The 16,726-nt window shown below is 71.5% G+C and carries 13 protein-coding genes; 7 read left to right on the top strand and 6 right to left on the bottom strand.

Annotated elements, in window-relative coordinates; genetic code table 11:
• The first annotated feature begins 15 nt into the window (after positions 1-15).
• From ACWF79_RS09565 to alc, 3 genes are all read left to right on the top strand, one after another.
• Positions 16-948, top strand: coding sequence for a DMT family transporter (locus ACWF79_RS09565; RefSeq protein WP_453727492.1), 933 nt, complete (start codon positions 16-18; stop codon positions 946-948).
• A gap of 20 nt (positions 949-968) precedes the next feature.
• The gene (locus ACWF79_RS09560; RefSeq protein ID WP_453727491.1) at positions 969-1,889 is read left to right on the top strand and encodes a LysR family transcriptional regulator; all 921 of its coding nucleotides are present in this window, start codon (positions 969-971) and stop codon (positions 1,887-1,889) included.
• Between the two features lie 86 nt (positions 1,890-1,975).
• Positions 1,976-3,103: an allantoicase gene (alc, locus tag ACWF79_RS09555; protein WP_453727490.1), complete on the top strand. Its 1,128-nt coding sequence runs from the start codon at positions 1,976-1,978 to the stop codon at positions 3,101-3,103.
• Positions 3,104-3,224: 121 nt separating this feature from the next.
• Here the strand turns inward: alc and pepN are convergent, their stop codons facing one another.
• From pepN to ACWF79_RS09530, 5 genes are all read right to left on the bottom strand, one after another.
• Positions 3,225-5,798: an aminopeptidase N gene (pepN, locus tag ACWF79_RS09550; protein WP_453727489.1), complete on the bottom strand. Its 2,574-nt coding sequence runs from the start codon at positions 5,796-5,798 to the stop codon at positions 3,225-3,227.
• Positions 5,799-5,850: 52 nt separating this feature from the next.
• Entirely contained in the window at positions 5,851-7,068 is a 1,218-nt protein-coding gene (locus ACWF79_RS09545; protein WP_453727488.1) for a TerD family protein, read from the bottom strand.
• A gap of 127 nt (positions 7,069-7,195) precedes the next feature.
• Positions 7,196-8,212, bottom strand: a complete 1,017-nt coding sequence (locus ACWF79_RS09540) for an aspartate-semialdehyde dehydrogenase (protein ID WP_453727487.1) — start codon at positions 8,210-8,212, stop codon at positions 7,196-7,198.
• Between the two features lie 145 nt (positions 8,213-8,357).
• A complete protein-coding gene (locus ACWF79_RS09535; RefSeq protein ID WP_453727486.1) occupies positions 8,358-11,675 on the bottom strand; it encodes a S8 family serine peptidase in 3,318 nt (1,105 codons plus the stop codon).
• A 197-nt stretch (positions 11,676-11,872) separates the two neighbouring features.
• Positions 11,873-12,415 carry a CGNR zinc finger domain-containing protein gene (locus tag ACWF79_RS09530; RefSeq protein ID WP_453727485.1) on the bottom strand — a complete coding sequence of 181 codons (543 nt, stop codon included), beginning with the start codon at positions 12,413-12,415 and terminating at the stop codon, positions 11,873-11,875.
• Between the two features lie 120 nt (positions 12,416-12,535).
• On the opposite strand from ACWF79_RS09530, the gene ACWF79_RS09525 reads away from it, so the two are divergent.
• From ACWF79_RS09525 to ACWF79_RS09510, 4 genes are all read left to right on the top strand, one after another.
• Entirely contained in the window at positions 12,536-12,991 is a 456-nt protein-coding gene (locus tag ACWF79_RS09525; protein WP_453727484.1) for a VOC family protein, read from the top strand.
• A 177-nt stretch (positions 12,992-13,168) separates the two neighbouring features.
• Positions 13,169-14,038 (top strand): pyridoxamine 5'-phosphate oxidase family protein, encoded by an 870-nt coding sequence (locus ACWF79_RS09520; protein WP_453727483.1) that lies wholly within the window; start codon positions 13,169-13,171, stop codon positions 14,036-14,038.
• A 38-nt stretch (positions 14,039-14,076) separates the two neighbouring features.
• The gene (locus tag ACWF79_RS09515; protein ID WP_453727482.1) at positions 14,077-14,544 is read left to right on the top strand and encodes an NUDIX hydrolase; all 468 of its coding nucleotides are present in this window, start codon (positions 14,077-14,079) and stop codon (positions 14,542-14,544) included.
• Between the two features lie 106 nt (positions 14,545-14,650).
• Complete coding sequence (locus ACWF79_RS09510) at positions 14,651-15,796, top strand: serine hydrolase domain-containing protein (protein WP_453727481.1); 1,146 nt, start codon at positions 14,651-14,653, stop codon at positions 15,794-15,796.
• Positions 15,797-15,803: 7 nt separating this feature from the next.
• On the opposite strand, the gene ACWF79_RS09505 is transcribed toward ACWF79_RS09510, so the two are convergent.
• Entirely contained in the window at positions 15,804-16,631 is an 828-nt protein-coding gene (locus ACWF79_RS09505; RefSeq protein ID WP_453727480.1) for a hypothetical protein, read from the bottom strand.
• Positions 16,632-16,726 lie beyond the last annotated feature (95 nt).

The following is a 16,726-nucleotide window of genomic DNA, read 5'->3' as shown; positions in this document are numbered from 1 at the left end:
ACAGAAGGGATCACCGTGGCGCTCCTGGACCACGTCCGTACCACCCGCCTCACCGCCGCCGCCCCGCGCACCCTCGCGCGGGGCGCGGGCGTGGGGCTGCTCCTCGCGCTCGTCGCCACGGTCGTCTGGTCCGGCAGCTTCGTCGCCTCCCGCGCCCTGCACGACTCCGTCCCGCCCGTGCAGGCCGCGTTCTGGCGCTGGATCGTCGCGATCCTCGCCGTCGCGCCCTTCGCCGTCCGCGAGACCTGGCGGCAGCGCGCGCTGATCCGCCGTCACCTCGGCTTCGTCACCCTGGCCGCGCTGCTCGGCGTCACCGTCTACAACACCCTGGTCAACCAGGCCGGACTCACCACCTCCGCCGGCAACATGGGCATGATCATGGCCGCCTCCCCGGTCCTCATGGCGGTGTACGAACGGCTCGGCGGCGCCCGGCTCGGTGCCCGCCGGGTGGCCGGCATGCTGATCGCCTGCGCCGGCGTGCTGCTCCTGGTCGGCGACGGCGCCCTGCCCACCCGGCTCACCGCGGGCGACCTGTGGATGCTGGCGGCGGCGGTCAGCTTCGCCTCGTACAGCGCCCTGCTCAAGCGCCGCCCCGCCGAACTGGGCGGCCTGGCCTTCCTCTTCACCACCTTCGTCCTCGGCGCCCTGATGCTGCTCCCGGCCTACGCCGTCAGCCTCGCCACCCAGGGCGGCTTCGACCCCACGGTCGGCACCGTCGGCCCGCTGGTCTACGTCGGCGTCCTCTCCTCCGCCGTCGCCTTCTTCGCCTGGAACAAGGCCATCGCCCTGATCGGCGCGGCCCGCGCCGGAGCCGTCTACTACCTCCAGCCGGTCTGCGTGGCCCTGCTCTCGTACGCCCTCCTCGGCGAGGAACTGGGGATCCTGGGCGGCGCCTGCATGGCCCTCATCCTGGGCGGCGTGGCACTGGCCAGCGCCCGGGGGAGGTGAGCCCCGGTAGGTTGCGCTCCATGACCGAGTGGGACATCAGGAAGCTCCAGATCCTCCGTACCCTCCGTGATCGCGGCACCGTCACCGCGACCGCGGAGGCGCTGCTCATGACCCCCTCGGCCGTCTCCCAGCAGCTCACCAACCTCGCCAAGCAGCTCGGCGTGCAGCTCCTGGAGGCGCAGGGGCGGCGGGTGCGGCTCACCGACGCCGCGCATCTCGTGCTGCGGCACGCCGAGGTCGTCTTCGCCCAACTGGAGCGGGCCGACGCCGAACTGGACGGCTATCTGCGCGGCGAGGCCGGGCAGGTGCGGGTGGCCGCGTTCTCCACCGCCGTGCCCGCGCTCGTCGTCCCCGCCGTGCAGCAGCTCCGCGCCGCCCACCCCGGGCTCGACGTCAAGATCCGCGAGGCCGAGGCGGCGGAGGCGTACGAACTCCTCGGCACCGGCGACGTCGACCTGGCGCTGTCGCTCGCCGCCCACGCCCCCTCCGCGCGCGACCCCAAGTTCAGCCGCGTGCCGCTCCTCGCCGACCCGCTCGACGTCGCCCTGCCCGCCGGGCATCCGCTCGCCGACGCACCCGGCCTCCGGCTCGCCGACCTCTCCGCCGAGCCCTGGATCTTCGGCGGCTCGGGCCCCTGGTCCGAGATCACCACCGCCGCCTGCGAGGCCGCCGGGTTCGTCCCCGAACAGGCCCACAGCGCCGCCGGCTGGACCGCCATCCTCGCCATGGTCGAGGCCGGGATGGGCGTCGCCCTCGTGCCCCGGATGGCCTCCGCCGAGCGGCGCGGTGAGCGGGGGATCGTCATGCGGGTCCTCTCCGCCGACCAGCCGCGCCGCCATGTCGTCGCGGCGGTCCGGCGCGGCGCGGAGGAGGGCCCCGCCGTCGCCCGGGTCCTCGCCGCCCTCCGGCAGGCGGCGGTCCAGCGCGAGACCGTGCAGTAACACCGCTTGATCGTTCAGCTCAGCTGAAAGTATCTGTCGAAAACATTCGATGGACCCGCTCCTGGTCCAGGGCGCACAGTCGGTGCATGAGCTTCGACGAGAACGCCGACCCGCACGCCAACGACGCAGCCCCCTACGGCGGTGGCGACCCGTACGCCGACTACCGCACCGGTGACTTCCCGTTCACCGAGCTGGTCGACCTGGCCGACCGCCGCCTCGGCGCCGGTGTCGTCGCCGCGAACGACGAGTTCTTCGCCGAGCGCGAGAACCTCCTCGTCCGCGAGCGCGCCGTCTTCGACCCGGAGCACTTCGGCCACAAGGGCAAGATCATGGACGGCTGGGAGACCCGCCGCCGCCGTGGCGCCGACGCCGAGAACGTCTTCCCCGCCCCCGAGGACCACGACTGGGCGATCGTCCGCCTCGGCGCCCCCGGCGTGATCCGCGGCATCATCGTCGACACCGCCCACTTCCGCGGCAACTACCCGCAGCGGGTGTCGATCCAGGCCGCCGCCGTGGAAGGCTCGCCCAGCCCCGAGCAGCTGCTCGCCGACGACGTGAAGTGGGAGGAGCTCGTCCCGCCCACGCCCGTGCGCGGCCACGCCGCCAACGGCTTCGAGATCGATGTCGAGCGCCGCTTCACCCACGTCCGGGTCTGCCAGCACCCCGACGGCGGCATCGCGCGACTGCGCGTCCACGGCGAGGTCGTGGCCGACCCGGAGTGGCTGGAGCTGCTCGGCACCCTCGACCTCATCTCCGTACTCAACGGAGGCGTCTACGAGGACGCGTCGGACAAGTTCTACTCCTCGCCGACCCAGATCATCCTGCCTGGCACCTCCCGCAAGATGGACGACGGCTGGGAGAACCGCCGCCGCCGGGTCCGGGGCACCAACGACTGGGTGCGCTTCCGGCTCGCCGCCCAGGGCGCCGTACGGGCCGTCGAGATCGACACCGCCTACCTCAAGGGCAACTCGGCCGGCTGGATCGCGCTCCAGGGCCGCAACGGCGAGAACGGCGAGTGGTTCGAGATCATCCCCCGGACCAAGCTCCAGCCCGACACCCTGCACCGCTTCAAGCTTCCGGCCCAGGCCGTCGTCACCCACGTCCGCCTGGACGCCTTCCCCGACGGCGGTGTCGCCCGGATGCGCCTGCACGGCGCGCTGACGGAGCAGGGCGCGGCCGACCTGCGCGCCCGCCACGCGGCGCTCGGCGGCTGACGGAAGGTTTCCGCCCGGCGGGCGGCCGCGCACCGACGCCCGCCCGCCGAGCGGACTCGAACGGACGAAGGGGCACCTCCGTGGGGGAGGGTGCCCCTTCGTTCTGTCAGCTGTCAGCTGCCTACGCGGCGGCCGCGTCCGCCGCCTGCGCCTTCAGGGCGCGCTCGACGCCCGCCCGGCACTCCGTCACCAGGCGCTTCAGCGCCGGAGCCGGCTTGTTCTCCGCGATCCAGGCGTCCGTGGCGTCCAGGGTCTCCTGCGAGACCTGGATCGTCGGGTACAGCCCGACCACGATCTGCTGGATCATCTCGTGGCTCCGGGTCTCCGAGATGCCCTTGATCGAGGCGAAGTACTTCGCCGTGTACGGAGCGAGCAGCTCACGCTGGTCGGTCTGGACGAAGCCGCCGATCACCGCCTCCTGCACGGCGTTCGCCAGCTTGTCGGACTCCACGACCGACGCCCACGCCTCGGCCTTGGCCGCCTCGGTCGGACGCGCCGCCCGCGCGGTCGCCGCGTGCCGCTCGCCCGCCGCCGTACGGTCCCGCTCCAGCTCGGCCGCGATCTCCTGCTCGTCGAAGACGCCGGTCGCCGCGAGCCGTTGCACGAACGCCCAGCGCAGCTCGGTGTCGACGGCCAGGCCCTCGATCGTCTCGCCGCCCTCCAGAAGGGCCGCGAGCAGGTCCAGCTGCTGCGGCGTCCGGGCCGTCGCGGCGAAGGCCCGCGCCCACGCCAGCTGGTGGTCGCTCGCCGGCTCGGCCGCGCGCAGGTGCGCCAGCGTCGCGTCGGTCCAGCGGGTCAGCCCGGCCTCACGCCACTCCGGCGCCGCGTACAGCTCCAGGGCCGCCTTCACCTGACCCTGCAGCGACTGCACCACACCGATGTCGCTCTCCTTGGCGATGCCGGAGAGGACCAGGTCCAGGTAGTCGCGCGTCGCCAGCTCGCCGTCGCGGGTCATGTCCCAGGCAGCGGACCAGCACAGCGCGCGCGGCAGCGACTCGGCGAAGTCCCCGAGGTGCGCGGTCACGTTCTTCAGCGACACCTCGTCGAGCCGGACCTTGGCGTACGACAGGTCGTCGTCGTTGAGCAGGACGACCGCCGGACGGGCCTTGCCCGCCAGCTGCGGTACGGCGGTCAGCTCGGCCGCCTCGATGTCCAGCTCGAGACGGTCGGTGCGGACCAGCCTGCCCGTCGCGTCCAGGTCGTAGAAGCCGATCGCGATCCGGTGCGGACGGAGCGTCGACTCGCCCTTGGCGCCGACGGGCAGCGCCGGGGCCTCCTGCTTGACCGCGAAGGAGGTGATGGCACCGTTCTCGTCGGTCTCGATCTCCGGGCGGAGGATGTTGATGCCGGCCGTCTCCAGCCACAGCTTCGACCAGGCCTTCAGGTCACGGCCGGAGGTCTCCTCCAGCGCGCCGAGCAGGTCGGTGAGCCGCGTGTTGCCGAAGGCGTGCGCCTTGAAGTACGCCTGGACGCCCTTGAAGAACTCGTCCTGGCCGACGTAGGCCACCAGCTGCTTGAGGACCGAGGCGCCCTTGGCGTAGGTGATGCCGTCGAAGTTGACCAGCACGTCCTCGAGATCGTTGATCTCGGCCATGATCGGGTGCGTGGACGGCAGCTGGTCCTGGCGGTACGCCCAGGTCTTCTCCGCGTTGGCGAAGGTCGTCCAGGCGTTCGGCCAGCGGGTGCCCGGCACGGAGGCCTGGCAGGCGACCGAGGTGAAGGTCGCGAACGACTCGTTCAGCCACAGGTCGTTCCACCACTCCATGGTGACCAGGTCGCCGAACCACATGTGCGCGAGCTCGTGCAGGATCGTCTCGGCCCGGCGCTCGTACGCCGCGTCCGTCACCTTCGAGCGGAAGACGTACTGGTCGCGGATGGTGACCGCGCCCGCGTTCTCCATCGCGCCCGCGTTGAACTCCGGCACGAAGAGCTGGTCGTACTTGGCGAAGGGATAGTCGTACGCGAACTTCTCCTGGAACCAGTCGAAGCCCTGGCGCGTGACGTCGAAGATGTGGTCCGCGTCAAGGTACTCGGCCAGCGAGGGACGGCAGTAGATGCCGAGCGGGACGGTCTGCCCGTCCTTCTCGTAGGTCGAGTGCACCGAGTGGTACGGGCCGGCGATCAGCGCCGTGATGTACGTGGAGATCCGGGGGGTGGGCTCGAAGACCCACACGTCGTCCTTGGGCTCCGGCGTCGGCGAGTTGGAGATCACCGTCCAGCCGCTCGGCGCCTTCACGGTGAACTGGAAGATCGCCTTCAGGTCCGGCTGCTCGAAGGAGGCGAAGACGCGGCGGGCGTCCGGCACCTCGAACTGGGTGTACAGGTACGCCTGCTCGTCGACCGGGTCGACGAAGCGGTGCAGACCCTCACCGGTGTTGGTGTACGCGCAGTCGGCGACGACCCTCAGCTCGTTGGCGCCCTGCTTCAGGTGCTTCAGGGCGATCCGCGAGTCCCGGAAGACGGCCGCGACGTCCAGCGCGTGGCCGTTGAGCACCGCCTCGTGCACGGCCGGGGCGACGAGGTCGATGAAGGTCTCGGCGTTCGCCTCGGCGGAATCGAAGCGGACGGTGGTGACGGACCGGTAGGTGCCGCCCTCCTGCGCACCGGAGAGGTCCAGTTCGACCTCGTACGCGTCCACGGTGAGCAGCTTCGCCCGCTGCTGCGCCTCTTCGCGGGTCAGGTTTGTGCCAGGCACCCGGTCAACTCCTCGGTTTCGTGACGTTTGGGCCATCCTTCCACGCCGTACCTCAGCGCCGCACCGCACATTTCCACGGGCCGTCGCCGCTGATCCGCAGCAGCCCGGGACCGGGTACGGGGGCGCTGACGCGGACCTCGCCGATCTCGTCGACGAGCAGTTCCTGGTCCTCCGCGTCGTACTGCGGCTCCTTCGGCGGGGTGTGCTGGTGGACGGTGAAGGGGGACTCGCCGTGGTGCAGGAAGTCGAGGACACCGGGCGGCCCGTCGTAGACGACGAGGTCGTGGGCGTGGCCCTCGATGTGGCTGTCGAAGTGACGGGCGTGGGTGAGGGGCAGGACCCGCAGGGTCCATGGGGTGTCCGCCTCGACCCGCAGCGTCAGCGGCCGGTCCGGCGGGACGAGGGCGACGGTACGGGCCCGGACGTCGTCCTCGTACGCCATGAGCAGGAAGCCCTCGGCGCGGCCGCGGGCGTCGCAGGACTCGATGGTGGTGGAGATCGAGTGGTACGACTCGATCTCGAGCAGCGCCCAGCCCGGGGGGATCGCCGGATCGCAGTGCACGGTCTCCTTGCCGCGCCCCTGGTGGACGGAGGGCCGGAAGGAGGGGGAGAACCGGTCGGCGACGAGGGCGCCGTAGGACGGTGCGGGAGGCGAGGGAGGGGGCGGTACGTGACCCGGGCCACGGATCGGGGCGGACGGGGGCACGTATCCCGGGCCGGGGATAGGGGCGGGCGGCGGCTCGACAACGATGCCGAAATCCGTCGCGAGCCCCGCGAGACCGGAGGCGTACCCCTGCCCCACCGCGCGGAACCGCCAGCCGCCCTCCCGCCGGTAGAACTCGCCGAGGACGAACGCCGTCTCGCTCGTCGCGTCCTTGATCGCGACGTACGCGACCGGCGCGCCCGTCGGATCGGTGACCTGGAGGTCCACGCCGGGTACCCGCCCGAAAGCCCCGCCGTCCGCCGAGGCGGCGACCACGATCCGCCCGATCGCGGGCTCCACGCGCGCGAGGTCCAGCCACAGCCAGTCCGCCGCCGTGCTCCCGGGGGCCCCCGGCGCCGACTTCCCCAGGTGCCGTACCGCGCCGGAAGGGTGCGCGACGTGGTGGTAGAAGACGAGGTCCCCGTCCCCGCGCACCCGCCCGCCACCGTCGAGCAGCAGGGCGGAGACGTCCACGTCGGGCGCGCCGGGAACGGTCCGCCAGGCGACGGCGACCTGGAGGGCCTCGGTGGGGACCGGGGCGTCGGCGCCCTGGGACAGCTGGGTCATGCTCGGATCCTGTCACCCGGAGGCCCGGCGTCGAACGCGTTGACCGAATACTGTCGGACCGTGGCCACGGGACGCCGAAGGGGCGGCCGCCCTCCCGGACCGCCGCCCCTTCCCGTACGCGAGGGCGTCAGCCCTTCAGCTCCGCCGCGACCAGCTCCGCGATCTGCACCGCGTTCAGCGCGGCGCCCTTGCGCAGGTTGTCGTTGGAGAGGAAGAGCGCCAGACCGTTGTCCACGGTCTCGTCCACCCGGATGCGGCCCACGTACGACGCGTCCTTGCCGGCCGCCTGGAGCGGGGTCGGGATCTCGGAGAGCTCGACGCCCTCGGCGTCCTTGAGCAGCTCGTACGCGCGCTCGACGCTGATCGGACGCTCGAAACGCACGTTGACCTGGAGCGAGTGGCCGGAGAAGACCGGGACGCGCACACAGGTGCCGGAGACCTTCAGCTCGGGGATCTCCAGGATCTTGCGGGACTCGTTGCGGAGCTTCTGCTCCTCGTCGGTCTCGAACGTGCCGTCGTCGACGATCGAACCGGCCAGCGGGACGACGTTGAAGGCGATCGGACGCTTGTAGACGGCCGGCTCGGGGAACTCCACGGCCTCACCGTCGAACGCCAGCTGGTCGGCGTTCTCGGCCACGGCGCACGCCTGGGTGCGCAGCTCCGCCACGCCGGCGACACCCGAGCCGGAGACGGCCTGGTAGGTCGTGGCGACGAGCGCGGTCAGGCCGGCCTCCTGGTGGAGCGGCTTGAGGACCGGCATCGCGGCCATCGTGGTGCAGTTCGGGTTGGCGATGATGCCCTTGGGGCGGTCCTTGATCGCGTGCGGGTTGACCTCGGACACGACGAGGGGGACCTCGGGGTCGCGGCGCCAGGCGGAGGAGTTGTCGATCACGACGGCGCCCTGGGAGGCGACCTTCTCGGCGAGGGCCTTGGAGGTGGCGCCACCGGCGGAGAACAGGACGATGTCGAGACCGGTGTAGTCGGCCGTGGAGGCGTCCTCGACCGTGATCCCGTCCACGACGGTGCCGGCGGAGCGGGCGGAGGCGAAGAGCCGCAGCTCCTCGACAGGGAACTTCCGCTCGGCCAGGATCCTGCGCATGACTGTGCCGACCTGACCGGTGGCTCCGACGATTCCGACCTTCACGGGGACTCCTCCGTACGTTTGTGCAGGCTGCTGCATCCATGATGCGTATGTCCGGGCCCGCCTTGTCCAATCCATTGTCCGAGGACCGGGACGCGAAAGGGGCGGGCACCGGTTTCGGCGCCCGCCCCTCACTGGTCCTGCGGTGTTACGGAGTGACCTTGCCGATCACGACGCTGCCGGCGCCCGCGGCCGTGCCGCGCGCGTTCAGCAGCTGGACCTCGCCGAAGAACTGCCGGCCCTCGGGCGCGGCACCGGCGACGACCACCTCGGCGCCGACCGTGGCGGTCCCGCCGTTGGCCAGCGGGTAGCTCTTGGCCGAGTCGACCTGGACGCTGCCGAGCGCGGCCGAGTAGTACACGTCCTTGTAGTCGTAGGTCGTACCGCCCTCGGCCTGCACCGAGTAGCCGTCGATCACGACCGTGTACGTGCCGGCGGCCGGCTTGACCAGCGAGACGGCCTCTTCCGAGTCGCCGTCGGCGGCCTGTCCGACCTGCTTGCCGTCGAGCAGGACCGTGAGGTCCAGGTCGGCGGCCTTGTCGGAGGTGTTCCCGATCGCCACGTCGAGCCGCTCGACACCCTCACCGATGGTGACGGTCTTGATCTGCTGCTCGTGGTGCTTGATCGTCGGCGTCTCGACCTTGGCCGAGCCGAGCGAGCCACCCTTCAGCTTGCCCTCGATGGCGGCGAACTTGTTGGTGACGGTCCACTGGACGGGGGCCGGGGTGCCGACCTTCGCCTCGGCGACGGTCTGCGTGGCCGGGTCGAAGTCGGCGCCGAGCACCGAGACGTCCAGCTTGTACGGGTTGTCCAGGTCGGGCGAGGTGCGCCGCGACTCGACCTCGATCTCCCAGACGCCCGGGGTGGGGTTGGCGTACGAACGCAGGTCCGCGCGGCAGCCGTTGCCCGGGTTGTAGTGCGGGTAGCAGACGTTCGACGCGGTGGACTCGAAGGCCACGCCGTACGGGTGGATCGCGATGAACCGGGTCTGGCTCTTCTCCTTCAGACCGCCGAGGGCGACCTCGAGGGTCTTGGCGCCGGCCGGGACGTTCACGAAGTAGGACTTGTGGCTGTTGCGCTGGACCGAGCCGGACGCGGAGAGGCCGAAGCCGGGCGCGGCCAGGTCGGTCGCGACGACCGAGGTGGCGAGGATCTGCTTGTCGACGCCCTCGGTGCGGTCGTCGTCGGCCTCCAGGATCACGCTGTGCACACCGGCGGTGGTGGGCTTGGCCTGGAGCTTGACGGTGACCGGGGAGTTCAGCGGCAGGTCGATCTCGTCGTCGCCGAGGATCCGGAAGGTGCCGTCGTTGTACTTCAGCTCCAGCTCGTGCTCGATCGGCCGGTTCGGGCCGTTCGTGCGCGTGATGGTGACGTCGTAGACCTTCTTCTGGCCGACCTTGAGGCCGCCCTCACGGTCGTACACACCGGTGCCGGTGTGCGGGGCCGGGAAGATCGCGGTGTCGACCGGGGCCTGGACCTTGTAGTCGTGGGCGGTGGCGCCGTCCTTGATCGACTCCCAGGCCTCCTCGATGTCGATGAGACCCGAGCCCTGCTCGTGGGCCGCGACACCGGGGATCCGCTGGGCGGTCGAGGTGAGCGCGGTGCGCAGGGTCAGCGGGTCGAGCTCGATCCGCTTCTGCTTGGCGGCCGAGAGCAGCAGCGCGCTCGCGCCCGCGACCTGCGGGGAGGACATCGACGTGCCGTTGAGCATGCCGTAACCGGCGGGCAGCGCGTAGCCGGACTCGGCGACACCGGCGCCGGCCTGCCAGGTCGGGATGGTGTTCACGGCCGAGCCCGGACCGGTGATGGTCGGGGTGAAGCCGCCGTCCTCACGCGGGCCGCGCGAGGAGAAGGGGAACATCGCGTACGGCTTGGTGACGGCCGAGCCGTAGTTGGCGGCCCAGGTCGACTGGGAGATCGCCGCGCCGACCGAGACGACCTTGTCGGCCAGGCCGGGGTCGCCGATCGTGTTGATGCCCGGACCGGAGTTGCCGGCCGAGATGATCAGCTGCACGCCGTACTGGTCGATCAGCCGCGTGTAGAGACGGGCGCGGACGTTGTCGCCGTCGTTCTGCGCGGGCAGACCGCCGATCGACATGTTGACGATGTCGACGCCACGGTTGACGACGAGGTCCGTCATGCCCTCGGTGAGGGCGGTGTTGGTGCAGCCGCCGGTCCACGTGCAGGCGCGCGAGGAGACGATCTTCGCGCCGGGCGCCGCGCCGTTCATCCGGCCGCCGAAGAGGCCCTTGGCGGCGGTGATGCCGGCGACGTGCGTGCCGTGGGAGGACTCGACGATGCCGATGTTGACGAAGTCGGCCTTCTTGCCGACCCAGGTCCCGCCGAGCGGGTCCATCGCCACGTCCTTGCGGATCTCGACGACGAACGGCGTCTTCTCGACGACCTCGGTGGCCGGGTTGTCGGTACCGAAGTAGCCGATCTGGTACCCGTCCTTGTACGGCTTCATCGGCGCGTTGTCCGTGAAGTCGTTGTCCTGGTCGGTGTCGACGCGGACGGTGCCGGCGGCCGGGTCGTACAGCATGCCGAAGAGGTCGGCCGTGTCGCCGTCGCGGTTGATGTCACCGGCCGGGTCGCCGCCCGCGGTGATCGCCTCGTTGAAGCGGCTGAACTGGTAGGAGCCCTCGGGCGCCTTCCAGGACTGCGAGGAGGCGGTGAAGACCGGGCCGGCGACCGGGGTGATCTGGGCGCGCCAGGTGGCGTCGCCCTCGGCCAGCGGGTCGGTGGCCGTGACCCAGTCGACGATCTTGCGCTCGCCGGTGGTGGTCTTCTGCAGCGCCGGGTGGCCGAGGTCGACACCGGAGTCGAGGATGCCGATGGTCACACCGCGGCCGTCGGCGCGCGGGTTGTCCTCGACGAATTCGACCGCGCCCGTCTCGTGGGACGGGTTGTACGGGTTCTTCGCCGGGGTGTTCTTGCCCGGGGCCGGGTACGTCGTGGAGACGGTCGTGCCCTCGACGGCGCCGGTGGTGCCCGCGTCCGGGGTCGGGTCGTCCAGCTTGATCTCGGCCTGGAGGTCGATCGACTGGACGGAGGAGAGCTTGGTGGCCGCCTTGATGGCGGCCTCCGCCTTCGCGGTCGGGACCGTGGCGCGGACGTAGCCGAGCTTGTCGTTCCGCTTGCCGACCGAGGCGCCCTGGACGGCGTCGAGCTGGCCGGCGACCTGCTCGGTGGCGCCGGGGGCGGTGGCCACGAGGATCGTGACGTTCTTCTCGCCGGACGCCTCGGCCTCGGTGAGGCGCTGGGCGTCGGTCGGGCCGAGCTTGTCGGCGGAGTCGGAGGACTTGACCGGGGGAGTGGTCGCCGGGTCGTCGGCGGCCAGGACCGGGGCGGCGCCGCCCGCGATGAGCGCGGTCACGAGTCCCGCGGCGGCGGCGATCCGGGCGGCGCGTCTGTGCCCGGGGGTCGAGCGCCCGGATATGGAGCTCTGGGTTTCGGGGGTGGTCATTTACATCCCTGTTTGTGAAAGAAGAGGGTCCGGATTCCGGTGCCGGATGACCGCTCAGCCTTTCGCAAGTGACAGGGGTTTGTGGAGGGTTGGAAACGGCGGGATGCGGCCGTGGCACACATCCGCCACCGGGCGCGATACGCCACGGAGAACGTAATACCGCGAAACGGGGCGACCCGACTGCCACTTACCGCCAGTTAGTTGTCCTTTGTACGGGCGTAGTGGCGGGAGGCCTTGGCCCGGTTGCCGCAGATCGCCATCGAGCACCAGCGCCGGGTGCCGTTCCGCGAGGTGTCGAAGAAGTGGAGGATGCACGCCTCGTGGGCGCAGGACCGGATGCGGTCGGGTGCGGTGCGCAGCAGGTCGAGGTAGTCGCGGGCGGCGGTCCAGCCGGGGCCCCAGGCGAGGTCCGCGAACTCGGCGAGCTCGCCCGGACCCTCGGTGGTGAGGGTGGCGCGGATGCGGCCGTGGCCGAGGACGGCGTCGAGGTGGGCGACGGCGTCGGGATCGCCGGGCCGGTCGACCAGACCGCCCAGCGCGTCACGGGCGGTGAGCGTGTGGCGGAGGGTGGCCGCGTCGGCGGCGAAGCGCGCGTCGAGCCCGTTGGCGCGGAGCCAGACGGCCAGCCCGCCGGTGTCGGTGAGCAGGTCCTGGCGTACGCCGTCCATCATCCAGCGGGTGTTGAGCAGGTCGAGGGAGACGGGCTCGCCGACCAGAGGCCGCGGGTCGGAAACGGTCATGGCGGGCACCCTCCTCGCGTAACTAACCCCTCAAGATTACGTGACCGGTTGCAGAGTGCCTCTCTAACCTCTAAAGTCGCTGTCAGAGGTTAGTAAACGTTCAAGGAGAGGGGAATCGCCATGTCGGCGATCGGAACGCTGAAGACCAACCACGTCGGACTCAACGTCACGGACCTGGAGCGCTCGCTCGGGTTCTACGCAGAGGTGCTCGGCTTCGAGGTGCTCGGCGAGGGCAAGGAGGAGGGAAGGCGGTACGCCTTCCTGGGGCAGGGCGGCCGGCTGGTCCTCACGCTCTGGCAGCAGGCGGAGGACGCGTACGCCTCCGGCCGCGCGGGCCTGCACCACCTGGCGTGGGAGGTCGAGTCGATCGACCAGGTCAAGGCGGCGGAGGAGGCCCTGAAGGCGCGCGGCACGGACTTCGCCTACGAGGGCGTGGTCCCCCACTCCGAGGGCGGCGCCTCGGGCGGCATCTTCTTCCACGACCCGGACGGCACCCGCCTGGAGATCTTCGCCCCCACCGGCGCGGAGGGCACCCACGCCCCTACGGAGGGCGCCCCCACCTGCGGCTTCTTCTAGCCAAACAACCCGCCCCCCCGTTGTGGGCAATCGTTCCGCTGGGCGATGGGGGTCCCCCCTGCTCGAGCGAAGCCGAGAGCTTGGGGGAGGGTGGGCACAACCCCACGAACGCGCTGCCCGCGCAAGGGCCCGCCCCCCCGTTCCCCCCGGCCCCGCACAGGAAAGGACCCCAGCGCCATGGACGCCGCCTACAACGCAGGCTCCCGCGCGGTCCAGGACCGCGTAGGCGTCCGCGAAGCCGCCGCCCACATCAGCCGCTCCATCACCAACGGCATCCGCCCCGTCGCCGCCGCCTTCCTCGAACTCCAGCCCATGCTGGTGCTCGCCGCCGCGGACGGCGACGGCCGGCTCTGGAGCACCCTCCTGACCGGCGCCCCCGGCTTCGCCCGGGCGACCGGACCGCACACGATCTCCGTGGCGGCCCCGGCCCCCGCCCCCGGGCCCGCACCCGTCGGGACGATCGCCCTCGACCCCCGCACCCGCCGCCGCATGCGCCTCAACGGCATCGCCCGCCCCAGCGCCCGCGGCTTCACCGTCGAGGCGGAGCAGGTCTTCTCCAACTGCCCCAAGTACATCCAGAAGCGCGAGCTGTACGCGCCCGACCTCACCACCCCGCCCGGCACTCCGCTCCACGGCACCTCCCTCACCCCCGCCCAGGAGGCGTTCGTCAGGGCCGCCGACACCTTCTTCATCGCGACCACCGCCCCCGACGGCACGGACGCGAGCCACCGAGGCGGCCTCCCCGGTTTCGTGCGGGTCGAGACACCCACCGAACTGAGCTGGCAGGACTACCCCGGCAACGCGATGTTCCTGACCCTGGGCAACCTGGAGTCCGACGACCGCGCGGGCCTGCTCTTCCTCGACTGGCGGACCGGCACCACGCTCCAGCTCTCCGGCACGGCACGGACCGCGTACGGCGAGGACGGCAGCCGTACCACCCGGTTCCGTGTCGAGCGGATCGTCGAGACCCCGTCCGCGAGCCCCCTGCGCTGGTCGGCCCCCGAGTTCTCCCCCGCCAACCCACCCCTGCCCCAGGACCCGGAATGACGCCCGCCGCGACGGCCGGGAGGTTCTAACCTCATTCCATGAAACAGGAGTTGAGGGTGGCGGCCTACGCCGTGTGTGTCCGTGACGACGAGGTGCTCCTCGCGCGCTGGGTCGACAGCGCGGGCGCCAAGCGGTGGACCCTGCCCGGTGGCGGGATGGACCACGGCGAGGAGCCGGTCGACACCGTCGTCCGCGAGGTCGAGGAGGAGACCGGCTATCTGACCGAGCCGGTCGCCCTGCTCGGCATCGACTCCATCCGGCGCGGGTGGCTCCGCAGGCTCGGAGGTCCCGGCGACTTCCAGGGCCTGCGGATCATCTACGAATCCCGGATCACCGGCGGCTCCCTGCGCAACGAGACCGGCGGCTCCACCGACCTCGCCGCCTGGCACCCGATCGCCTCCGTCCCCGGCCTCACCCGCGTCGAACTCGTCGACATCGGCCTGCAGTTGTGGCGCGAACGCCCACCCGTCGGCCGCTCCCACCTCGCCGATCCGGCGAACGGCTGAAACTCGCTCAACCGGAGCAGCCCCGCTCAACCCTCCGCCGCGCCTCCGGAGTCCCCTCTCGCGACCGCAGTACACCCGTCGTACCGCACTCGAACAGGGGACCCGCATGACATCCGTACGCTTCGCCCGCACCCTCCTCGCCGCGACAGCCGCCACCGCCGCGGCCGCGCTCACCGCCGGAGCGCTCGCCGCGCCCGCCGTCGCCGCGACCACGCCGAAGAAGCCCGACCACACCGCCACCCAGCGGGCTCTCGACGCCGCGGTCGCGCAGGGGGTGCCCGGGGCCGTCGCCCAGGCCCGGACCGGCCGCGCCGGCTGGACCGGGACGGCAGGCGAGCGCGGCGGCCAGGACCGCTACCGGGTCGGCTCGATCACCAAGACCTTCGTGGCCACCGTCCTCCTCCAGCTCCAGGCCGAGGGCCGCCTCGACCTCGACGACCCGGTCGAGAAGTGGCTCCCGGGCGTGGTCCGGGGCAACGGCCACGACGGCCGGAAGGTCACCGTGCGCCAGCTCCTCAACCACACCAGCGGCATCTACGACGTCACGTCCGACCCCGGCTTCCAGCAGAAGGTCTTCGGCCCGGAGTTCCTCCAGAACCGCTACGACACCTGGACCCCGGAGCAGCTCGTCGCGATCGCCATGACCCACGAGCCGGACTTCGCCCCCGGCACCGCCTGGACGTACTCCAACACCAACTACGTCCTGGCCGGGATGGTGATCGAGAAGGTGGCGGGCCGCCCGTACGGCAAGGAGGTCGAGCGACGGGTCATCAAGCCGCTGAAGCTGCGGGCCACGAGCGTCCCGGGGACGAAGGTGACGATGCCGCAGCCGAGTTCACGCGCGTACTCGAAGCTCTCGTTCGATCCGGATGCGACGACGGTCCACGACGTCACCGAACTGAACCCGTCCCTCGCCTACGCGGCGGGCGAGATGATCTCCGACTCCAACGATCTGCAGACGTTCTACCGGGCCTTGTTCAAGGGGAAGCTGCTGCCGAAGGCGGAGATGCGCGAGATGACGCGAACGGTGCCCGTCGGCGCGGAGCACCCCGAGTTCTTCTACGGCCTCGGGCTCCAGCAGACGAAGTTGAGCTGCGGAAAGGAGGTGTGGGGCCACGGCGGGGGCATCCACGGCTCCTCCTCGATGGCCGCCACCACCCGGGACGGCGAGCACTCGCTCGCCATGAACTTCAACGCGGACTGGGCGGGCGAGAGCCAGACCGTCGTCGAGGCCGAGTTCTGCGGAAAGTAGCGGTACGTCACCGGGGCAGGACGACGACGTAGGCGGCGGGCTGCCGGTCCGGCGCGGCCATCAGGGCCGTACGGACCACGGTGGCCTGCTGGTCCATCGCCTCGCGCAGCTTGCGCGGGGTGATGTGGACGACCGTGATGCCGAGCCGCTCCAGGTGCTCGCGTTTCCGGGTGTACTCCGACCACAGCGCGTCGTCGTCCTGCCGGGGCGCCCGGGTGTCCAGCTCCACGGCCACCGCCTGGTCCGGCCAGTAGGCGTCCAGGCCGCCGAGGTGCGGGCCGCCCGGCAGCCTCAGGTCCACGTTCCACAGCGGGTCCGGCAGCCCGAACTCCCGCACCATCTCGTACAGCCGCTCCTCGGCGATGCTCCGGCCCTCGGCGAGGAGCGAGTCGACGGCGTCCACCACGTGCGGCCGGTTGAGCAGTCGCGCGCGGTTCAACTCCCGTACCACCGTGCTGGGTTCGCAGTGGCCTCCGCGCACGGCCTCGGTGAGCAGCCGGCGCACGGTGGTCGCGTCGGTGAGGCAGGACACCGTGTCGGCGAGGGCCCGCGCGACCGGCGCGACGGGAACGCCGTCGAGCTGTACCGGGACGGGCAGGTCGTGGCCGCGCACGACCCGGACGTCGGCGGTGGAGCGCAGCCGGCGGGTGCGGGGGACGAGGACGTCGATCCGGCCCAGGGCGGGCAGCGGGGGAGCGGAGGAGAAGCGGTGCAGGGCGAGCGCGGCGAGCCCGGTGATCATCGCCTCGGAGCCCCGGGTGTGGGCCAGCGCGGCCCGCAGCCGGTCGGAGGTGAGGAGGAGGGGCCGGGGGGTGATGGGGGTGTTCTGGTTCATGCCGGGGGTCTTCCGCTCCCCGAGGCCCCGCTAACCGCTGTTACACGCACGTCGCGAAACCGGGACAACCTCGCCCTAAAGTACGCACGTTCGAC

The organism is Streptomyces sp. NPDC054975, assembly GCF_053609105.1.
This window is presented reverse-complemented; position numbering and strand designations above follow the sequence as displayed.